The organism is Mycobacterium sp. FW102-FHT13B02, from assembly GCF_058790275.1.
Genome location: NZ_JBYTCM010000003.1, coordinates 83,813 through 102,252, shown reverse-complemented (window position 1 = coordinate 102,252; position 18,440 = coordinate 83,813). Strand labels below are relative to the sequence as shown.

Annotated in this window: 19 protein-coding genes; 6 read left to right on the top strand and 13 right to left on the bottom strand. The window is 65.4% G+C overall.

Annotation, left to right across the window (positions count from 1 at the left end):
- Positions 1-5: 5 nt before the first annotated feature.
- Both AC3WTE_RS06035 and AC3WTE_RS06030 read right to left on the bottom strand, forming a co-directional pair.
- On the bottom strand, positions 6-302 hold the full coding sequence (locus tag AC3WTE_RS06035) for a ferredoxin (RefSeq protein WP_492436450.1): 297 nt from the start codon (positions 300-302) through the stop codon (positions 6-8).
- Positions 299-1,588 (bottom strand): NADH-ubiquinone oxidoreductase-F iron-sulfur binding region domain-containing protein, encoded by a 1,290-nt coding sequence (locus AC3WTE_RS06030; RefSeq protein ID WP_492436449.1) that lies wholly within the window; start codon positions 1,586-1,588, stop codon positions 299-301. The genes AC3WTE_RS06035 and AC3WTE_RS06030 overlap by 4 nt, the downstream gene beginning before the upstream one ends.
- Here AC3WTE_RS06030 and AC3WTE_RS06025 point away from each other — a divergent pair.
- The gene (locus AC3WTE_RS06025; protein ID WP_492436448.1) at positions 1,587-2,048 is read left to right on the top strand and encodes a hypothetical protein; all 462 of its coding nucleotides are present in this window, start codon (positions 1,587-1,589) and stop codon (positions 2,046-2,048) included. The two genes, AC3WTE_RS06030 and AC3WTE_RS06025, sit on opposite strands and share 2 nt — an antisense overlap.
- A gap of 2 nt (positions 2,049-2,050) precedes the next feature.
- Here the strand turns inward: AC3WTE_RS06025 and AC3WTE_RS06020 are convergent, their stop codons facing one another.
- The 4 genes from AC3WTE_RS06020 to AC3WTE_RS06005 form a co-directional block, all read right to left on the bottom strand.
- A complete protein-coding gene (locus tag AC3WTE_RS06020) occupies positions 2,051-2,959 on the bottom strand; it encodes an alpha/beta fold hydrolase (RefSeq protein WP_492436447.1) in 909 nt (302 codons plus the stop codon).
- 85 nt (positions 2,960-3,044) lie between these two features.
- Positions 3,045-3,434, bottom strand: a complete 390-nt coding sequence (locus tag AC3WTE_RS06015) for a Rieske (2Fe-2S) protein (RefSeq protein WP_492436446.1) — start codon at positions 3,432-3,434, stop codon at positions 3,045-3,047.
- A gap of 1 nt (position 3,435) precedes the next feature.
- Positions 3,436-4,578 carry an amidohydrolase family protein gene (locus tag AC3WTE_RS06010; RefSeq protein ID WP_492436445.1) on the bottom strand — a complete coding sequence of 381 codons (1,143 nt, stop codon included), beginning with the start codon at positions 4,576-4,578 and terminating at the stop codon, positions 3,436-3,438.
- 16 nt (positions 4,579-4,594) lie between these two features.
- Complete coding sequence (locus AC3WTE_RS06005) at positions 4,595-5,671, bottom strand: amidohydrolase family protein (protein WP_492436444.1); 1,077 nt, start codon at positions 5,669-5,671, stop codon at positions 4,595-4,597.
- 106 nt (positions 5,672-5,777) lie between these two features.
- Between AC3WTE_RS06005 and AC3WTE_RS06000 the strand changes: the two genes are divergently transcribed.
- Positions 5,778-6,776, top strand: a complete 999-nt coding sequence (locus AC3WTE_RS06000) for an acyl-CoA dehydrogenase family protein (RefSeq protein WP_492436443.1) — start codon at positions 5,778-5,780, stop codon at positions 6,774-6,776.
- A complete protein-coding gene (locus AC3WTE_RS05995; RefSeq protein WP_492436442.1) occupies positions 6,760-7,938 on the top strand; it encodes an acyl-CoA dehydrogenase family protein in 1,179 nt (392 codons plus the stop codon). The genes AC3WTE_RS06000 and AC3WTE_RS05995 overlap by 17 nt, the downstream gene beginning before the upstream one ends.
- Before the next feature lie 16 nt (positions 7,939-7,954).
- On the opposite strand, the gene AC3WTE_RS05990 is transcribed toward AC3WTE_RS05995, so the two are convergent.
- The 5 genes from AC3WTE_RS05990 to AC3WTE_RS05970 form a co-directional block, all read right to left on the bottom strand.
- A complete protein-coding gene (locus AC3WTE_RS05990) occupies positions 7,955-8,716 on the bottom strand; it encodes a MerR family transcriptional regulator (RefSeq protein ID WP_492436821.1) in 762 nt (253 codons plus the stop codon).
- A gap of 90 nt (positions 8,717-8,806) precedes the next feature.
- Positions 8,807-10,150: a cytochrome P450 gene (locus tag AC3WTE_RS05985; RefSeq protein ID WP_492436441.1), complete on the bottom strand. Its 1,344-nt coding sequence runs from the start codon at positions 10,148-10,150 to the stop codon at positions 8,807-8,809.
- A 44-nt stretch (positions 10,151-10,194) separates the two neighbouring features.
- On the bottom strand, positions 10,195-10,389 hold the full coding sequence (locus AC3WTE_RS05980) for a ferredoxin (RefSeq protein ID WP_138231335.1): 195 nt from the start codon (positions 10,387-10,389) through the stop codon (positions 10,195-10,197).
- Positions 10,390-10,401: 12 nt separating this feature from the next.
- Positions 10,402-11,271, bottom strand: a complete 870-nt coding sequence (locus AC3WTE_RS05975) for a mycofactocin-coupled SDR family oxidoreductase (protein ID WP_492436440.1) — start codon at positions 11,269-11,271, stop codon at positions 10,402-10,404.
- Between the two features lie 17 nt (positions 11,272-11,288).
- Complete coding sequence (locus tag AC3WTE_RS05970; RefSeq protein ID WP_492436439.1) at positions 11,289-11,987, bottom strand: SDR family NAD(P)-dependent oxidoreductase; 699 nt, start codon at positions 11,985-11,987, stop codon at positions 11,289-11,291.
- 246 nt (positions 11,988-12,233) lie between these two features.
- Here AC3WTE_RS05970 and AC3WTE_RS05965 point away from each other — a divergent pair, with 246 nt between their 5' ends.
- Positions 12,234-13,439: a CaiB/BaiF CoA transferase family protein gene (locus AC3WTE_RS05965; protein ID WP_492436438.1), complete on the top strand. Its 1,206-nt coding sequence runs from the start codon at positions 12,234-12,236 to the stop codon at positions 13,437-13,439.
- 67 nt (positions 13,440-13,506) lie between these two features.
- Here AC3WTE_RS05965 and AC3WTE_RS05960 read toward each other — a convergent pair whose 3' ends face one another.
- On the bottom strand, positions 13,507-14,793 hold the full coding sequence (locus AC3WTE_RS05960; RefSeq protein ID WP_492436437.1) for a cytochrome P450: 1,287 nt from the start codon (positions 14,791-14,793) through the stop codon (positions 13,507-13,509).
- Positions 14,794-14,938: 145 nt separating this feature from the next.
- On the opposite strand from AC3WTE_RS05960, the gene AC3WTE_RS05955 reads away from it, so the two are divergent.
- Positions 14,939-15,529: a TetR/AcrR family transcriptional regulator gene (locus AC3WTE_RS05955; RefSeq protein WP_459365926.1), complete on the top strand. Its 591-nt coding sequence runs from the start codon at positions 14,939-14,941 to the stop codon at positions 15,527-15,529.
- 84 nt (positions 15,530-15,613) lie between these two features.
- The gene (locus AC3WTE_RS05950; RefSeq protein ID WP_492436436.1) at positions 15,614-16,804 is read left to right on the top strand and encodes an amidohydrolase family protein; all 1,191 of its coding nucleotides are present in this window, start codon (positions 15,614-15,616) and stop codon (positions 16,802-16,804) included.
- 185 nt (positions 16,805-16,989) lie between these two features.
- Here the strand turns inward: AC3WTE_RS05950 and AC3WTE_RS05945 are convergent, their stop codons facing one another.
- Positions 16,990-18,408: an aldehyde dehydrogenase family protein gene (locus AC3WTE_RS05945; RefSeq protein WP_492436434.1), complete on the bottom strand. Its 1,419-nt coding sequence runs from the start codon at positions 18,406-18,408 to the stop codon at positions 16,990-16,992.
- Positions 18,409-18,440 lie beyond the last annotated feature (32 nt).

Here is an 18,440-nt window from a genome sequence, read left to right as displayed (position 1 = left end):
GCGAGTCAACGGACAAATCCCCATTCTGCTTCGTTGGCGTCGGTCTCTGGGTGTGGTTCGGGTGCCTCAGCGTGAATCGGCGCGGGTGTGGGCGCAGCGAGTGGGCCGCCGGTCATTTCGATGATGGCGTGCACGGGGCAATCCAGTACCGCGCGCATGACGGCGGGCTGGTCTGCCTCGGGTACCTCGCCGGTGCCGACGAGTGTCGCGTAACCCCAGTCGTCGAGAGAGAAGTACGACGGTGCATGCTTGGCGCAGATGCCGAACCCGTCGCACATCGTCCGGTCCAGGCGGATCCTCATGCCATCATCACCGCCTCCACTTCATAGGGCCGCACCGGGAGGAAATCACCGGATTGGCATGCCGGGCAGCCGTTCTCCAGGTGACGTGCGACTTCGGCGGGGAATTGATCGAGGAGACTGGCCGCGATGTTCGCGGCGCCATCCAACGTCGCGCACGCGCCACGCCCGCGCAGCTCGCGCGACCACCTCCGCAGCCGGGCGATGTCGTCGCCGGTCGCGACGCCGTCGCGCAGACCCCTCGCGGCGGCGGCCATCGCCGCGGTGCCGTTGAAGCATGACCCGCACTGCCCGGCGTTCTCTCGGTCGAAGTACGCCAGTACCGATGCGGCGACGGCCACCGGGCAATCGCCGTTCAGGATCGAGATGGCGCCGCAGCCCAGACCGCTGCCCAAACTACCCAGGGCCTCGTGGTCCAGCGTCGCATCCAACACACCTGGGCCCAGGAGGCCGGCGAAATAGCCGCCCATCAGGGCACCCGTCGCGATTTCGGCCGGCACGCCGTGGACTTCGAGTACCTCGGCGAATCCCACGCCGTGCGGCAGCTCATAGAGGGCGGGCGGGCGACCGGCGCCGGTGATGGTCGCCAGGAACGAGCCCGGCGATGACGCGGTGCCGACGGATCTGAAGTCCTGGCCGCCATACGCGTGGATGTGGGGGAGATTCGCCAGCGTCTCCACATTGCTGACGAGCGTGGGCAGCGCGGCGACACCCTGCTCGAATGGGCGCGGCGGTTTGTCGGTGGGCTTGGCCGGACCACCGTTGATGGCGCGCACCGCGGCGGTCTCCTCGCCGGCGACATACCCGGGCGTGACCGTCACCACCTCAACGGGCGGCCCCGAATGCCGCTGCGCAACAGCGGTTTCCACGCTGGCCGCGGAGGCAGGGTCTGAGACATAGACGTACGCTCTGTGGGCGCCGACGATGGTCGCCGCCAGCCGCAGGCCGTCCAGTACGAGATGGGGCCGGTTGCGCAGCAGCCAACGGTCTTTGATGGACGCCGGCTCACCCTCTTCGCCGTTGGCGACGACGATCGCTCCGCCGCGGTCACGGCCGCCCGCCCGGACCGAACGCAGCTTGACCGCCATGGGGAATGCGGCGCCGCCGCGGCCGCGGAGCCCGGAGCGTTCGACTTCGCCGAGCAGCCGGTCGGGGTCGGTGAGATCGCGATAGCCGCCGGCGGCGACGTAGGTGTCGCAGTCCTCGCTGCCCGCGCTGTGCTCGCCGTCGGCACGCAGCAGCCGCGGGGTGAGTCCTGGCCAGGTGGCCACCGTTAGGCTGAGCGGCATGCGCACGGCGGTGGTGCGGGTCGATGTCGACCCCGCGGGTGAACTCACGTCAGAGCAGTTAGCGGACGCCATGACGGTCCTCAAGGAGCTGGCCGCCGCGGCGGGTGTCGACGTGATCGACGTGGACCTGGCGGCGATACCGCCCCGGCGTCGCCAGGTGCAGCTGCTGATCGCCGGACGCGCGCCGGAATCCGGTGTCGCTCTGTGCGCCAAGGCATTCGGCACCGCGCCGGAGCTCGGCGTCGTCACCTACGTCAGTCGCGGTACCGATGACGACGCGCACGGCGTGCTGGCGCGTTTCGGGATCACCGGAGAGGTCGCACGTGAGCCCGGCTCCGAAGGTTTCGACATCGTGACGGTGACGCTGGCCTTGGTGGACCTGGAGCGAATTCCGGAGAGCCGCATTCACACGGCGCTGGAGGCATCGCTGAATTGTGAGGTGCGCATCCGCACGGTATGAATTCATCGGCGGAGGAATTCCAGGATCGGCGGCGCGGCCTGCACCCAGGTGTCGAACATGTTGAAGTGTTTGACCTTTCCGGCCGCCCGGTCCTCGTTTGCGCGCTCCCAGGCGTCTTCCGGCCACGGTGGGTCGATCAGTTGCGAACCTTTGACGAGGCAGCTGACTTCCAGTGACGTCCGCTTCGGGTGGTCCAGGTCGTTCTCACCGCCACGGATGATCAGGGTGGGCACCGTGATGTTGTCGAACATCTCGTCCTCTACCCCCGGGATCGTCTGGCCGGGCTTGGGCACGAACGCATTGAGCCACCGCAGCATGAGTTTGAGGAACTCATCGGCATCGTAGGCCTGCAGGCGAGCGGCGTTCGCCGGGTTGTCGGCGATACGGTCGCGCCACTCGTCAACCTGGGCAACACCTTTCATTCCCGCACCGCGGACGGCCAGGATGCTCGGCACGATGTAGTACGAGCCCAGGACGAAGGAGCCGTACACGCCGCCGACGATGTTCCAGACGACCAGCTTGGTGACGATCTCGGGGAAGAGCATCGCGGTGAGCATCGAATCCCGGGCCCCGCCCGAGCCGCCGGCGAGGATGCAGGGTCCGATGCCCAGCTTGGAGATGAGCGTGTACAGCGTTTCGGCCCGCATGTGCGATTCACTCTGACCGTAGAACTGCACATCGGACTTGCCGCAGTTGGGCCGGTCCCACAGCAGCACCCGGTGGCCGCCCTTGACGAGGGCTTGTGCCAAGGGGCGCAGGCCCGGAATGTCCTTGCTGAATCGGCCTCCGGGCGTCAGGGCGATGAAATCGCCTGTTTTGCCCAGGATTTCGTATACGACGTTGCCGCCATTGATCTCGATGGTCTGCTCGCCGCGCCCCAGTGTGGGGCCCGGCTTCGCGGGCGCGCTCACGATTCACCTCCACGAGCGTGCGCAAAGTGCCCGCAATGGGCGGCGTGTCGTGTGCAAACACGCACGCTCGCGAAAAATGGGTTTGTCATGCCTGCACCAACACCTCGTCGCCGATGACCCGCACCGGGTAGGTCCGGATGCTCCACTCGGGCTTCACCGCTGTTGTCCCGGTAGCCAATTCGAAGCCCCACTGATGCCAGGGGCAGTAGATGAACTCCATATCGCGAACCATCACGGCGTCGCCCGGCACACTGTCGTCGACGATGGTCCGGCCGCGCGGGCGGCCCGAGCACAACGGACCGCCTTCGTGCGGGCAATAGTTCGCGATGGCGTAGAACGTGCCGCCGACGTTGTACACGCCGACGCCGTGTCGTCCGATGGGCACCAGTTTGTGTGTACCCGGCGGGATTTCGTCGACGGTGGCGACGACGTGCTCGCGCCCCTGCGCGAGCCGGGGCTCAGTTGGTTCACTCAACTCAGAACACCCGGACCTGTCCCTCGAGCGCCGGCACCGTGGTCGGGAGCTTGTACGTCTCGATGCCGTTGCGGAACATCACGGCTTCGCGCGCGTGCTCGGGCAGGTGCTTGACCAGCCAACGGGGGTCGTCGAACGTCCAGTGCGGGTAGTCCGAACTGAACAGCAGGATCTTCTCGCACTCCATCCACTCGAATGCTCGCGTGAGCTCGGTCTTGTCCTCGGGATAGTCCAGCGGCTGGGTGGTGAACTTGATGTGGTCCTTGACGTACTCGCTCGGCTTGCGCTTGATGTCGAGCCACGGCTTGCGCGCCTCGTAGAGCCTGTCCATGCGCCACATGAGCGGCAGGATCCAGGTGAACGCGTGCTCGACGAAAACGATTCGCAGCGTGGGGAATCGGTCGAACAGTCCCTCGAAGATCATGCTCATCACCTGGCTCGCCGCGAGCAGCGAGTAGGTGACCATGAAGTCGTGGTTGTAGCTCGGCATGCCAACCGGCGGCATGGGGAGTTCTTCGTGGTGGCTGCGGGACAAGTGACAGCTGACCGGCATGTCGGCCTTGGTGGCTGCGGCCCACACCGGATCGTATTTCGGGTCGCCCCATGCGGGACGCGGCTCGGCCTTGATCAGAATCTGGCCGAGGAAGGGGTGGCCGGCCAGGCGCTCGATTTCCGCCGCGGCGGCGTGCGGTTCCTCGATGGCCACGCAGATCGAGCCACGCCAGCGTTCGTGCCAGTTGTTGTGACTGTCGAGCCAGTGATGCAGCTGCCACTCGTTCAGCGCCACATTGAGGGCATGGTTGGCGCCACCGATGCGCGCCGGATACGCGGCGGGTTCCAGGATCGCGATATCGGCACCCGCTTGCATGATCAGCTGCTGAAAGGCGAGGTCGGGGTCGCTGCAGGCGAATTCACCATCCGGTGGAAACGCGTCGACACGCATCGCGAACGTGTGCGCGTAATCGGGAGCGTCGTAGTAGATCTGTTCGCCGACGTTACGGGCGAGGAAGTACTTGGTGCGCCAGGGCTCCGGGATGTACTGAATCAACTCCCCGCGGCGCGGGGCCGGGTGCACATCGGAATCGACACACCGGACGGCGATGCGCTCGGCCGCCGGCTTGCGTTGCGTGACAGACACACTCATTGCGGTCCTTCCTTCCTCACACGCCGACCGGTACCGCGATGCCGTACAGCTTCGCGGCGTTTCGCCAGCACAGCTTGTCGCGCTGCTCGGCGGTATAGCTGCTGGTCACCGTGAGGTCGTTGAGTTGCCAGTGCGGGTAGCTGGATCCGTACATCAGCATGTCGTCCTTGCCGGTGAAACCCAGCCATTCGCCGGCGAATTCGGCCTCGCCGGGTCCGTCCAGCGCACCCTGGATGAAATGCACATGGCCCGGCAGATAGTCGCTGGGCATCTTCGGCGCCCACGGCGTCTGCTCGAGGTGCGGCCTGCCGAAACAGTCCATGCGCCACATGAACGGGGTCAGCAGATCGGCGGCGCCGTCGGCCCAGACGAACTTCAGCTCAGGCATCCTCTCGAAGACGCCCTCGGCGATCATGTTCATGAGGTGGTAGAGGAAGTTCAGCGCCATGAAGCCGGCGTACTGCTCGTAGGTGTTCGGCACGCCTGACGGCGTCGGCGCCGAGGCGATGCCGGCGCCCACCTCAATGTGGGCGGCCACCGGCAGGTTCGCCTCGATGGCGGCTTCCCACAACGGCCAGAACTGTGGCTTGCCGAAGAGTTCGCGCGACTGGAGCGGGATGCCGAGCTGCACTACGCGCGGGTGGTCCTTGTACTTGTCGATTTCGCGCAGGGCACCGGGGATGTCGTCGGGGTTGATTCGGATGGTGCCGCGGAAGCGGTCGCCGAATTCGGGATGCTCCAGCCAGCGTGATACGAGCATCTCGTTGTGTGCCGCCGCCAGCGCGCTGCCGAGGTGCCGGTCGGGCATGATGCCGCGCGACATCGGATGCAGCACAGCAACATCGACGCCGCGGTCGTCGAAGAGATGGTGGGCGACGACGTCGGGATCAGATCCGGGGTACTGGCCTTCGGGTCCCACGGTCCCCGGGGCGTACTCGCCACCGGGCGCGCCGTACCAATCCATTTCGTAGTCCGGGAAGCCGCGGCTCTTGAACGGCTCACGCAGCACACCCCGTAGGTCCCGGTTCGATCCGAAGAAGATGTGCACGCTGGCATCGATGACGGGGGTACGTGTCCCGTCGTCGTGTTCCATCACAAGGCTGCCCTCCCGAGCTCTCGACCTAGTGTAAATCTTAATTACCTCAAAAGAGAATGCTATTCTCACTTTCGCGACCGAATTTAGCCGTAGGAGGCGCCGCATGCTTTTGGAGTTCGACGCTGATCAGCGGTTATGGCAGGAGACCGTCCGGGATGCCGTAACCAAGCAGTGCCCGCCCACGTTGATCCGGGCCATCGCCGAATACGACGCCGACCCGGCTCCGCTCTGGGGGACCTGGGTGGATGCCGGCTGGACCGAGATGACCGACCCGGAGAACGCCGTCGAATTGGCCATCGTGCTCGAGGAGCTCGGCCGGGCCACCGATCCCACGCCGTTCCTGTCCACGATGACCCAGTTCGCGCCGTTGGCCGGGGAACGCTTCGACCCGCAAGAAGCCGGCGCCGCTGTCTACAGCGGCGTCTCGGCGCGCCGCGAGGGCCGAGGATGGGCGCTGGACGGCACCGCGCGCTACGTGCTGGACGGCGACCGCGCCGAGCGGCTGGCCGTGGCGACTCGTGCCGGCGTCTTCCTTGTCGATGCGTCAACGGTGAGCGTGCGGCGGGACCGGGTGTTCGACCCCGCGTTGCATGTCGCCGACCTGTCGTTCGACGGTGTGCAGGTGCCGGACTCCGCGCGCCTCGGGACCGATATCGAGCGCGGCCGCCATGTCGCGCTGACCGGTATGGCGGTGCACATGGTGGGCGCGTGCCAGCGCATCCTTGATCTGGTGCTGGAGCACATCAAGGAACGCCAGCAGTTCGGCGTCCCCATCGGGTCGTTCCAGGCGATGCAGCACAAGGCGGCCGACATGCATGTCGCCATCGAAAGAGCCCGCGCGCTGGCGTATTTCGCGGCACTGACCATCAGTGTCGACGACCCGCGCCGGCGCCTGGCCTCGGCGATGGCCAAGGCCTCGGCGGGGGAGTGCCAGGCCCTGGTGTTCCGGCAAGGTCTGCAATCGTTCGGCGCCATGGGATTCACGTGGGAGAACGATCTGCAGTTCGCGCTCAAGCGCGCCAAGGCCGGCGAGCTGATGCTCGGTGGCGCCGCAGAACACCGCGCAATGATCGCAGAGGAGTACCGTGCAACTCTCGTATGACGCCGACGTCGAGGCCTTCCGCGCCGAATTCTCGGTTTTTCTCGACGAGCACCTGCCCACGGAGACAGAGACTTTGGAGCGGCCTCGATCGGTGTCGCACATGCCGCAGTGGGCACGTGACTGGCAGCGGTTGCTGTTCGAGAATGGCTGGCTGCTGCCCGCCCAGCCGCCGGAGTTCGGCGGCCGCAATGCCACGGTGGTGCAGCAGTTCGTCCACCTCGACGAGCTGTGCCGGCGCCGGATTTACCACAGCTTCAACCCGCAGGGCGTGAATATCATTGCGGCGTCGCTGCTTACGTTCGGCAGCGAGGAGCAGAAGCACCGCTGGGCGGTGCCGGTCCTGCGCGGTGAGAAGACCGCTTCGCTCGGCATGAGCGAGCCGAGCGCCGGATCGGATCTGGCATCGTTGCGCACCCGCGCAGTGCTCGACGGTGACCACTTCGTCGTCAACGGACAGAAGGTGTGGACCTCCGGCGCACACGACGCCGATTTCCTACTGACGTTCGTCCGGACCGACCCGGATGCCCCGAAGCACAAGGGCATCAGCGTCCTCATCATCCCGACCGATACGCCGGGTGTGGTGTGCCGGCCGTTCGCGGACCTGTGCAGCCAGGAGAACCTGGATTTCAACGAGGTCTTCTTCACGGACGCAAGGGTTCCCGCGGAGAACCTGGTCGGTCCACTCAATGGCGGCTGGGGCGTGGCCAACGGTTCGCTCGGCCACGAGCGCACCATGATGTGGCTGGGTTTCGCCGACCGGATCGCCAACATGATCGCGGACTTCCGGCCGCGCACAGCACTCGAGCGCGACCAGTACGCCACGACCATCATGGATTACCACGCCTTGCGTGCCATGGGTTCGGCGGCGCTGGCCCGGGCCTCCCGCGGCGAGATGGATACCCAGTCGGTGTCGGTGCTCAAGCTCCTCGGCTCGGAGGCGGAACGCACCGCGCTCGAGAATGCGTTGTCGGCAGCGGGAATCGAGGGTCTCAACCATCCCTCGACGTCGGGCCGCTACGAGCACATGAACCTCGACCATTACTTCGTCAGCTGGTTCGAGCGCTATGCCCGCAGTTTCGGCGGCACCATCGCCGGCGGCACCTCCGAGATTCAGCGCAACATCATCGCCCAGCACGTGCTGGGGCTGCCGCGACCACGCTGACTCCCTGCCGAACCGGTCAGTGGCCGGTTCGGTCCGCGTTCGCGTGGATGGCCGCACGGCAGTAGGCCGCAAGGCCTGGGAGCCCGAACGATTCGTCATAGGTCGCGACGTACCTGGGATCGCTGACATACATGTCGCCGAGGTTCCGGTGGAAAGCCGGCGGGCAGTCGTAGAACCACCGATTCACGTGGAGTCGGTGCTGCTCTGCCGCGTCCATCGCCTCCCGAGAGTCGGCCGGAAGGCCCGCGCGGAAGGCGTCGGACAGCGCCTTCTCGACGGCTTCCCCCTCGGCTTTGATCCGCATCCAGTCTTCCTTGCCGTAGGACTTGGCCCGGCGCTGTGATTCCTTCCACTCCTGCGTCTCACCCCACTTCTGCTCGGCCTCCGCCTGATAGTCGTCGAAGCTGTCACCGAAGAGTTCGCGCATGTCGTCGTCGGTCATCGGGGTGTTCGTCATTGCCTTCTCCAAAGCCTGATCGATGGCCTCGACAAGAGATTTCATCTCGTCGAGCCGGGACATGACGCGTTCGCGCTGACGAATCAGGTGGCTGACCTCGTTGCCCTCATCGAGCAGGCTCGCGATCTCGTCGAGAGGGAACTCGAGCCTGCGGTAGACGATGATGTGGGACAAGCGCGTCAGGTCCGCCGAGGTGTACACCCGGTAGCCCGAGGCGGTTCGCCGGCTGGGGGTCAACAACCCGATGTCGTCATAGTGGTGAAGGGTCCGGACCGTGATGCCGAAGCGCTGCGCGACTTCGCCCACGGTGAGTCCGTCCACCGGCATCTCCTGCGTCACATCGATAAGACTGGTGCCTCACGTCGCGTGAGGGTCAAATCCCAACTTAGATGACGGACCTGGACGACAGATCTAGATGACGGCAGCGTCCTTGCGCTCGGTGATGGGCCGGGCCAGCTCCTGCTCGTTACAGATGCGCTGCAACTTCTCCAGCGTCTCGTCGAGGCCCGCGCCCAGGCGCTTGCCCGGGGTGAAGTGAGCCGGCAGATTCCGCATGCCCTGGATGACGCCGATACTGTCGTAGTGCACTGTGCCCTCGGGTTCACACACATAGTCGGGCATCCGGTCCAGCACCGCCGTCAACATGGACTTGAATACCGTGCGCGCCACGTTTGATCCGACGCAGCGGTGCACACCGATGCCGAAGCTGAAGTGCCGGTTGCCCTTTCGATCCATGATCAGCTCGTTCGGCCGATCGAACACGGCTGGATCGCGGTTCGCCATCGCCCACGACAGCCACAGCCGCTCGTAGCGCTTGAACTGCTGGCCTTCGACCTCGACATCGTCGGAGAACGTGCGGCCGTCGCCCGGAGCGGGGGTGAAGAAGCGGAGGAATTCCTCGGTGGCGGGATTGAGCAGAGTCGCGCGCTCGCGGCTGAGCCGCTCACGCTCGTCCGGGTGTTCGCCGAGCCATTCCAGCGCGTGCGCGGTGAGCGCGGTCGTGGTGTCGAAGCCGCCTCCGATGATCAGGCCCAGGTTCCCCAGGATTTCCAGGTCGGGGGCCGGCTCGCCGTCGATCCGCAACTGCAGCATCGCGTTGACCAGGCCGGGCCGCGGGTTCTGCCGGATCTCCATCATGTTGTTGATGATGTCGATGCCCATCTCGCGGTGCTGCTCGTTGATCTTCTCGCGTTCGGGCGCGTGCTCGGGCGTGTACACCGACGCGTGTGTGGGCTCGCTGTAGACGTTCCACTTCTTCAGTTCGATACCCATCATCGCCAGCGTGAACACCGCAGGTACCACGTTGGCGAGATGCTCGACGAAGTCGATGCGGCCCGACTCGATGTGTTCGTCCAGCGCGGCGCGGGTGATCTCGTCGACGAACGGCTCCCAGCGCTTGATGGCGGCAGGGGAGAGGTACGGGTTCAGCGCGCCGCGGTAGGTGCTGTGTTCGGGCTCGTCCATCTCGAGGATGCCACCCCGAACGACGCTGGCACGGCTGGCTTTTGGAATGGTGATGCCCTGGAACGGTGTCTCGCCGCTGACGTCGTGGTGATTGGACACGACGGGACAGCGTGCCAACTCGAAGACGTGCTTGCTGTCGGCCGCCACCCAGTGACCGTTGTAGGTGTCGGTCCAGGCCACCGGGCACTGCGCCTGCATCTCCTCGGTGATCTGCTCGAACTGCAGCCGGTACTCCGGGGTGTGCCGGTCGAAGTGGAAGGTGTCCTTCTTGCGCTCGTCCTGGACGCTCAAAGTTCCTGTCTCCCTGCTGTTCTCATGCGCGGTCTGGCTTCTCGCTAGTCTTCGATCGTGATGGCCTGCTCGGGGCAGGAGTGCGCGGCCTCGCGGACCGCGTCCTCGAGCCCCGGCGCCACGACTTCGTCAACCGGTGACGACGTGCCGTCGATGTCATTGAGCACGAACGCATCCGGCGCGATCATCGCGCACAGCGTGTGACCCTGGCAGCGCTGCCCGTCAACCCAAACCTTCACTGTCACTCCCGATCAGACGTGGTAGTCGTACCACTTGAGGTAACCGCCAGCGTCGACCCGCAACTGGGTACCGGTGATGTACCGGGCCTCGTCGGAGACCAGCCACAGGATGGCGTTGCTGATGTCCTCCGGTTCCACGAAGTTGATCTTCATGGCCTGCTGGATGCCGAAGGCCGGCTCGGCGTCTTCGCGCGTCGGGTTCGGCAGGTCGGGCCGGAACGACTTGTACATCGGCGGGCTCTGCAGCATCGCGGTGTTGACGTTGGTGGGGTGCACCACGTTCAGGCGGATGCCGCGCGGGGAGAGCTCGGTGGCGAGGTCATGAGCATATTGGGAGAGCAGGCGCTTCGACGTCATATAGGCGAAACCGCCGATGTCGTTGCCCGGGTTCATCTTCAGGTGAGCGTCCATCAGGGCGGCCGTCGAACCCGTCGCGACGATGGCGGCACCCTCCTTGAGGTGGGGCAGGCACACCTGGATCGCGTTGATGGTGCCGATCAGGTTGGTGTTGATCGTGTCGATCCAGGCTTGAAGGGGGACATCACTTTTCATGCCGGCGATACCGGCCTGTGCGAGGACGATGTCGACCGTGCCGAACTCGGACAGCCCTGCTTCGAGGGCCGTCCGCAGCTGCGTCACCTCGCGGACGTCGGCGTGCGCAGTGACGATGCGCTGGCCGGTTTTCTCCACCAGGTTCTTGGTCTCGTCGAGGTCCTCGGGCGTGGCCATCGGATATCCGATGGATTCGATGTCCTCGCACAGATCGACGGCGATGATGTCAGCGCCCTCTTCGGCCAGTCGGACCGCATGGCTGCGGCCCTGGCCGCGCGCCGCACCGGTGATGAAGGCGACCTTGCCCGCTACCCGCCCCGCTGAAGTCATTGAAAAGCCTTCCCTCGCTAAGTGTTTCGTCCGCCGTTGACGCCCAGAATCTGTCCCGTGATGTAACCGGCCTCTTCGGAGATCAAGAACGCGCACGCGGCGGCGATGTCCTCGGGGCGGCCGATGCGGCGCACGGGGGTCGCGTCGATGCTCTGCTGGACCTTCAGATAGCCGCGTTCTTCGGACTTGCGCAGCATGGGCGTGTCGATGAAGCCCGGTGGCACGGCGTTCACGGTGATGCCGGCGGGCCCGTACTCCAGCGCCAGCGATTTGGTGAGCCCGTTGACGGCCGACTTCGCGGCGACGTAAGGCGACATGTAGGGCTGCCCGGAGTGGGTACTCGAAGACGAGATGTTGACGATGCGGCCCCAGCCCGCTTCCAGCATGTCCGGCAGTACCGCCTGGATGCAGTGGAAGACACCGTTGAGGTTGACATCGATCACTCGCTGCCAGTCCGCGAATTCGAGGTCGGTGAATCGCTTGAACTTCTCCAGTCCGGCAGAGTTCACCAGCACGGTGACCGGTCCGAGTTTCTCGCGGATGCCGTCGAGCGCGGCATTGACCTGAGCACGGTCGGTGACGTCGGCAGTGAAGCCGAACTCGTCGTCTGACGGATTGAGGTCGAGGGTCGCGACGTTCAGGCCATCGGCGCGCAGCCGCGCGACGATGGCGCGACCAATGCCGGACCCACCTCCGGTAACGACGGCATTCTTCACGACAGGGCACCGTTGTAGATCACTGAAAGAAATCTCCCTTCCGATTTTGAGAACGATACTCTCCAACTTCGCTGTCCCGCAATAGAACCGCTGATAACGAGCTCCACCTGCGTCGATAGTCGAGTTTCACCTGGCCTGCGGTCTGTCGATTGTCGGCCAGATCGCCGATTGACTGGCGGAAAATGCATGGTATGCGAGTAGGATTACCGAAATTGAAGAATGATGTTTCCGAACAGAGGAGGTCGGATGGGGCCCTTGGATGGTGTCCGCGTGCTGGAGGTCGCGATGTATGGGTTCGTGCCGTCGGGCGGTGCGGTGCTCGGCGAATGGGGTGCCGACGTGATCAAAGTCGAGCATGCCGTGACCGGCGATCCGCAGCGCGGCCTCCGGCAGACCGGGACGCTGCGCGTCGAGGGCGACCCGAACCCCAACATTGAGCACGCCAACCGCGGCAAACGGAGCATCGGGCTCGACATGGCGGTCCCCGAGGGACGCGAGGTCCTGCTGGAGCTGGCGCGTCGTGCCGACGTCTTCCTGACCAGTTTTCTGCCCGGTCACCGCAAGAAGTTCGCCATCGATGTCGACGACATCCGGGCGGTCAACCCGGGGATCATCTATGCGCGCGGCAGCGCACTGGGCCCGCGCGGTGCGGAGTCCGAAAAGGGGGGCTACGACATGACCGCGTTCTGGTGCCGGGCCGGCACCGCCGCGACCATCACGCCACCAGCTATGCCCGGCATGATCGCGCCACCGGGCCCGGCCTACGGTGACACCATTTCCGGCACCAACCTGGCCGGGGGCATCGCCGCGGCGCTGTTCAAACGGGAGCGCACCGGCGAGCCGTCGATCGTCGACGTCTCGCTGCTGGGCAGCGGCCTGTGGTCCCTGGGGCACACCGTCGCGCTGACGTCCCACCTCGGCAAGCTGATGGAGGCGCCGGCCCCGGGTGTGCACGGTTCGCCCATCAATCCTCTTGTGGGCCTTTATGAAACGTCGGACGGGCGGATCATCTCGCTGGTCATGATGCAGCCGACCAAGTTCTGGGCCGACGTGTGCCGGCACATGGAACTGGACGAGTACATCGACGATCCGCGGTTCGCGACGGCGCAGGACATCGCGACCAATACCGCAGTGGCCGTGGAGATTCTGGGCAAGGCGATGGCGACCAAGACGCTGGCGGAGTGGCGCGAGCGGTTCACCACGCTCTCCGGTCCGTGGGCACCGGTCCAGGACACGCTGCAGGCTGCCCGGGACGCCCAGGTTCGGGCCAATGACTACCTGGTGCAGGCGGGAGAACTCGAATTGGTCGCCAACCCGGTGCAATTCGACGTCGCTCCGCCACAGACGGGCCCCGCGCCCGGTTTCGCCGAGCAGACCGAGGAGATCCTGCTGGAGCTCGGGATGGACTGGGACCGGATCATCGAACTGAAGTCGGCCGGCGCGGTCACGTAGCGGTCGTCGTAAGGCGCAGATGTCCCCCAAAACAACGGTTTTGGGGGACATCTGCTCTTCTCGCAGGTCAGGCCTTGGCGGCCAGCGGGGTGAAGTTGATGCTCAGGTCGGTGACGCCGCGCAGCACGAAGGTCGGCTCGTAGTTGTAGTGCCGGTTGCCTTCGGGGCCGTGGGCGGCCTCGTCGAGCTGGATGTCGCCCAGGCGGTCCAGAATCCGCTCCAACGACACCCGGCCTTCGACGCGGGCCAGTGGAGCCCCCGGGCAGGAGTGCACGCCCCGGCTGAAAGCCAGGTGCTCGCGAACATTCTTGCGGTCCAACTGGAATTCGTGGGGCTGGTCGAACCGCCGTGGATCACGGTTGACCGCGCCGGGGCTGATCATGACGACGGTGCCGGCCGGGGTGTCGAGGTCGCCGACCTTCGTCGTCTTGCGCACCAACCGGTGCAACGTCTTCACCGGGCTTTCCATGCGCAAGCATTCTTCGACGAAGTTCGGGATGCGGCTGCGGTCCTCGCGTAGCCGCTTCTGTAGCTCGGGCTGCTCGCCCAGGAAGCGCATCGCAGCGGTCAGCAGCTTGGCCGTCGTTTCCTGACCGGCGCCGAAGAGGAACGTCGCGGTCTTGACGACGTCGCTGATCTCGGGTGTCGACCCATCCTCGTACTTGGCTGTGGCTAGCGAGGTCAGCACGTCGTCGCGGGGGTGGCTGCGGCGGTCTTCGAGATACTGGCCGACTTTCTCGTCGGCCCATTCCAGGGGGTTCGATGCGAGTGGTTCGTGGTCGAGTGCGCCGACGCGAGTGCCGGGGCGCTCGGCGCCGAACGCCTGGCGGAACTCCTCGTGGTCCTCCTCGGGGACGCCCAGCAGGTCGGCGACGACGAGCAAGGAGAACGGCCGCGCGTAGGCGGCCAAGAACTCGCATTTGCCGTCGGCGATGAACTCGTCGATGTGGCGGTCGGCGAGCCGCCACATGAAGTCTTCGTTCTCCTTGAGACGCTTGGGCGTCAGCAGCCGGGACAGCAGCGAGCGGGCGCGGGTGTGCTCGGGCGGATCCATCGTGATCATGTGCTCGAACATCGGGATGGCGGTGCGGTTCTCGGCGAGTTGGGCGCAGATGTCATCGCCCTCGGGGGCGAACGGCAGCGGGGTGAATGGCCCGGTCACCGCGACGCATGCGGAGAACGAGTCGGCGTCCTTGTAGACCGCGTTGGCCTCTTCCCAGCCGGTCACCGCCACCACGCCGTAGTGCTTCTCTCTGGTGACCGGGCACTTGCTGCGCAGATGGTCGAAGTACGGGTGTGGGTCGGGCACCAGTGACTGGTCGGTGTAGTAGTCGACCTCGTCGAAGTTCGTCATATGTGGGCTGGCCTCCAGGCATCGATTTGCAACCAAAGTGCTGGGCACTTGCTTAGCATCTGGGTTGTGGCGTGGTCAAGGTCACACGGCGGGATGTGGACAATTACGATCGGCGCGGCGGCGATCGAGAACGGACTGTGACGGCATGGCATCGGAGCGAAGGATCGGCGGACCCGAGGCGAAGAACCGCGGGGCCCTACTCGACGCCGCCGAGGCGTTGATGCTCGACGAGGGTTACGCCGCGGTGACGTCGCGGCGGGTCGCCGAACGGGCCGGTCTCAAGCCGCAACTGGTCCACTACTACTTCCGCACCATGGACGATCTGTTCCTGGCCGCTTTCCGGCGCAGAACCGAGCAGGGCCTGGCGGCACAGTCGATGATCCTGCTGGCTCCGAACCCGCTGCGGGCGCTGTGGACCTTCCTCATCGAGAACCGCGACACCGCGCTGATCATGGAGTACGCGGCGCTGGCCAACCATCGCAAAGAGCTCGGATCCGAGATCGCCGGTGCCGCGCAGCAGTTCCTGGAAGGGCAGGCCGAGCTGGTCGGCTCGGTTCTGGCGAAATACGGCATCGACGCCGACGAGTTGCCCCCGATCGTGGCGATCTCCCTGATCGTCGGGATGTCGCAGCTGTTGACCATGGAGGCCGCGCTCGGGGTCTCCGTCGGTCACGACGAGATCCTCGCGTACTTCGATCGCCACCTCCGCAAGCTCGATCCGGTCACCGAGAACTAGTCCCCGATCAGCAACCGGCTGTAGGCGATTGCGTGTTCGCGCCATATGAGAATAAGATTCTCATGATTCGCGAAGGAGAATTTCATGGGACAACTGTCGCATCGGGTCGATATTCCGTTTCCGCTGTTCGACGCGGACAACCACCTCTACGAGCCACCGGAGGCGCTGACCAAGTACCTGCCGAAGGAGTATCAGGACGTCGTCCAGTACGTCGAGGTCAACGGCCGCACCAAGATCGCGATCCGGGGCCAGATCAGCAACTACATCCCGAACCCCACGTTCTCGGTGGTGGCGCGGCCGGGCGCCTGGGAGGAGTACTTCAAGTACGGCAACCCGGAGGGCAAGACTCGGCGTGAGCTCTTCGGCGAGCCCATGAAGGCCATCCCGGCCTTCTTCGAGCCCGCTCCGCGGCTCGAGCTCATGGACCAGCTGGGCCTCGATCGCACGTTGATGTTCCCGACGCTGGCCAGCCTGATCGAGGAACGGCTGCGCGACGATCCGGTCGCCATCCACGTTCTCATCCACTCGCTGAACCAATGGTTGGACGAGGTGTGGGGTTTCAACTACAAGAACCGCATCTTCACCACACCGGTGATCACGCTGCCCATCGTGGAGAAGGCCATCGAAGAGCTGGAGTGGTGCGTCAAGCGAGGTGCCCGCGCCATCCTCGTCCGCCCGGCGCCGGTGCCCGGATTCCGTGGGCCGCGCTCGTTCGCACTGCCCGAGTTCGATCCGTTCTGGCAGAAGTGTGTCGAGTACGACGTCTTCATCGGGATGCACTCGTCCGACAGCGGCTACTCCCGCTACACCTCGGAGTGGGACGGCGCGGCGCAGGAGATGCTGCCGTTCCAGACCAACGCGATGGCGATCCTCAACGAATGGCGTCCGATCCAGGATGCCGTGGCCTCGTGGGTGATCCACGGTGCGCTGTTCCGGCACCCCAAGCTGAAGGTCGGCATCGTCGAGGCCGGGTCGAAGTGGATGTTCCCGCTGCTCGATCAGATGGCCGAGGTGTACAAGAAGGCGCCCGAGTCCTTCCTGGGTAACCCCATGGAGGAGATCAAGAACCGAATCCACGTCAGCCCATTCTATGAGGAGGGCATCGACGACCTGATCAACCTGGTGGGTGTGGACCAGGTGCTCTACGGTTCCGACTGGCCGCACCCCGAGGGTCTGGCCGAGCCGACGCACTACGTGACGGCGCTGCAGCACCTCCCGGTCGACGATCAGGCAAAGATCATGGGCGGCAACCTCGCCCGGCTCGTTTCCGTGTAACGCCTGCGAAGTCGGAGCGGACTTCACGGCGATGTGGCGACGCCGGCGTTACTGCCGGCGTCGCCATTCTCGTCGGTGCGTCGTGCGGAGATCAGTTGCGCGGTGGCGGATCCGGTTTGCGGTACGCGAAACCGCGGCCGGCTGAACTGTGTTCAGCCGGCCGCGGTTCCATTGCTACCGGGGTGCTACCCGTGGCCGAGGACGCTCTTTGTCTCCAGGTACTCATGGAAACCGGCTTCGCCCCATTCGCGCCCGTTGCCGCTGTGCTTATAGCCGCCGAAGGGCGCATTCATGTCGAAGGCGTGGTTGATCGAGATCCAGCCGGCCCGGATCCTGCCGGCCACCGCACGCGCGGCTTCGATGTCGGCTCCCGAAACATAGCCGGCCAGACCGTATTCCGTGTCATTGGCGATGTCGACCGCATCGTCGATGTCGTCGTATCCCAGCATGCACAGCACCGGCCCGAAGATCTCCTCGCGGGCGATCGTCATGTCGTTGGTGACATCGGCGAATACCGTTGGCCGGACGTAGAACCCGCGGTCCACTCCGGCTGGACGTCCCTCGCCTCCGGCGACCAAATTCGCGCCGTCGGCGATGCCCTTGGCGATCAGGCCCTGGATGCGCTCGAATTGCGCGCGCGAGGCGACCGGCCCGATGGCTTTCGGGTTGTCGACATCCGCTACCCGTACGCCCTCGATGGTCTCTGTCGCGATCGAAACCGCCTCTGCCATCCGGGAGTTCGGCACCAGCATGCGGGACGGTGCATTGCAGCTCTGACCCGAGTTCGGCATCATGGCCGAGACTCCGGCGGCCACGCTGGTGGCGAAGGCCTCGTCGTCCAGCACGATGTTGGGGCTCTTGCCACCGAGCTCCTGGCTGACCCGTTTGACGCTCGGGGCCGCGGATTTCGCGACTTCGATACCGGCGCGCGTCGAGCCCGTGAACGACACCATGTCGATGCCCGGATGGCTTGAAATGGCCGCTCCCACACCGGCTCCGTCGCCGAAGATCAAGTTGTACACCCCAGCGGGCACGCCGGCGGCCTCGATGACCTCGGTGAAGATCTGCGCCGAGAACGGGGCGACCTCAGAGGGCTTGAGTACGACGGTACAGCCGGTCGCCAAAGCCGGGAACACCTTGACGGCAATCTGGTTGAGCGGCCAGTTCCACGGAGTGATCAGCCCACAGACGCCGATCGGCTCGCTGGACACCAGTGTGTTGCCGAGCCGGCGCGAGAACTCGAAATTCTTGAGCACTTCGATCGCGGTCATGAGATGTCCGATGCCGAGCTGTACCTGGGCGCCGGCGGCAAGCGCGGGCGGGGCGCCGATCTCCTCGCTCACAGCCTCGGCGAGATCGCCTTGGCGCCTGAGGTATTCGGCGCTGATCGCCTGCAGTACATCGAGACGTTCCTCGCGGCTGGTCTGCGACCACGAGCCGAACGCGCGGCGCGCGGCCACGACCGCCTTGTCCACGTCGGCCGCCGAGCCCAAGGCGATGCGGCCGGCGACGTCTTCCGTGCTCGGATTCTCGACGTCGAGCGGGTTCAACTCGACCGGGTCGACCCAGTGCCCGCCGATGTAGAACTGCAGATACTCGCGCATTGCCTCTCCTTTATCGTGTGCCCTTGGCGAAT

Coding starts and splice junctions, on each gene's coding strand:
- AC3WTE_RS06035 (WP_492436450.1), bottom strand. CDS start 302: ATGAGGATCCGCCTGGACCGGACGATGTGCGACGGGTTCGGCATCTGC.
- AC3WTE_RS06025 (WP_492436448.1), top strand. CDS start 1,587: ATGCGCACGGCGGTGGTGCGGGTCGATGTCGACCCCGCGGGTGAACTC.
- AC3WTE_RS06030 (WP_492436449.1), bottom strand. CDS start 1,588: ATGCCGCTCAGCCTAACGGTGGCCACCTGGCCAGGACTCACCCCGCGG.
- AC3WTE_RS06010 (WP_492436445.1), bottom strand. CDS start 4,578: ATGAGTGTGTCTGTCACGCAACGCAAGCCGGCGGCCGAGCGCATCGCC.
- AC3WTE_RS06005 (WP_492436444.1), bottom strand. CDS start 5,671: ATGGAACACGACGACGGGACACGTACCCCCGTCATCGATGCCAGCGTG.
- AC3WTE_RS06000 (WP_492436443.1), top strand. CDS start 5,778: ATGCTTTTGGAGTTCGACGCTGATCAGCGGTTATGGCAGGAGACCGTC.
- AC3WTE_RS05975 (WP_492436440.1), bottom strand. CDS start 11,271: ATGACTTCAGCGGGGCGGGTAGCGGGCAAGGTCGCCTTCATCACCGGT.
- AC3WTE_RS05965 (WP_492436438.1), top strand. CDS start 12,234: ATGGGGCCCTTGGATGGTGTCCGCGTGCTGGAGGTCGCGATGTATGGG.
- AC3WTE_RS05960 (WP_492436437.1), bottom strand. CDS start 14,793: ATGACGAACTTCGACGAGGTCGACTACTACACCGACCAGTCACTGGTG.
- AC3WTE_RS05955 (WP_459365926.1), top strand. CDS start 14,939: ATGGCATCGGAGCGAAGGATCGGCGGACCCGAGGCGAAGAACCGCGGG.
- AC3WTE_RS05950 (WP_492436436.1), top strand. CDS start 15,614: ATGGGACAACTGTCGCATCGGGTCGATATTCCGTTTCCGCTGTTCGAC.
- AC3WTE_RS05945 (WP_492436434.1), bottom strand. CDS start 18,408: ATGCGCGAGTATCTGCAGTTCTACATCGGCGGGCACTGGGTCGACCCG.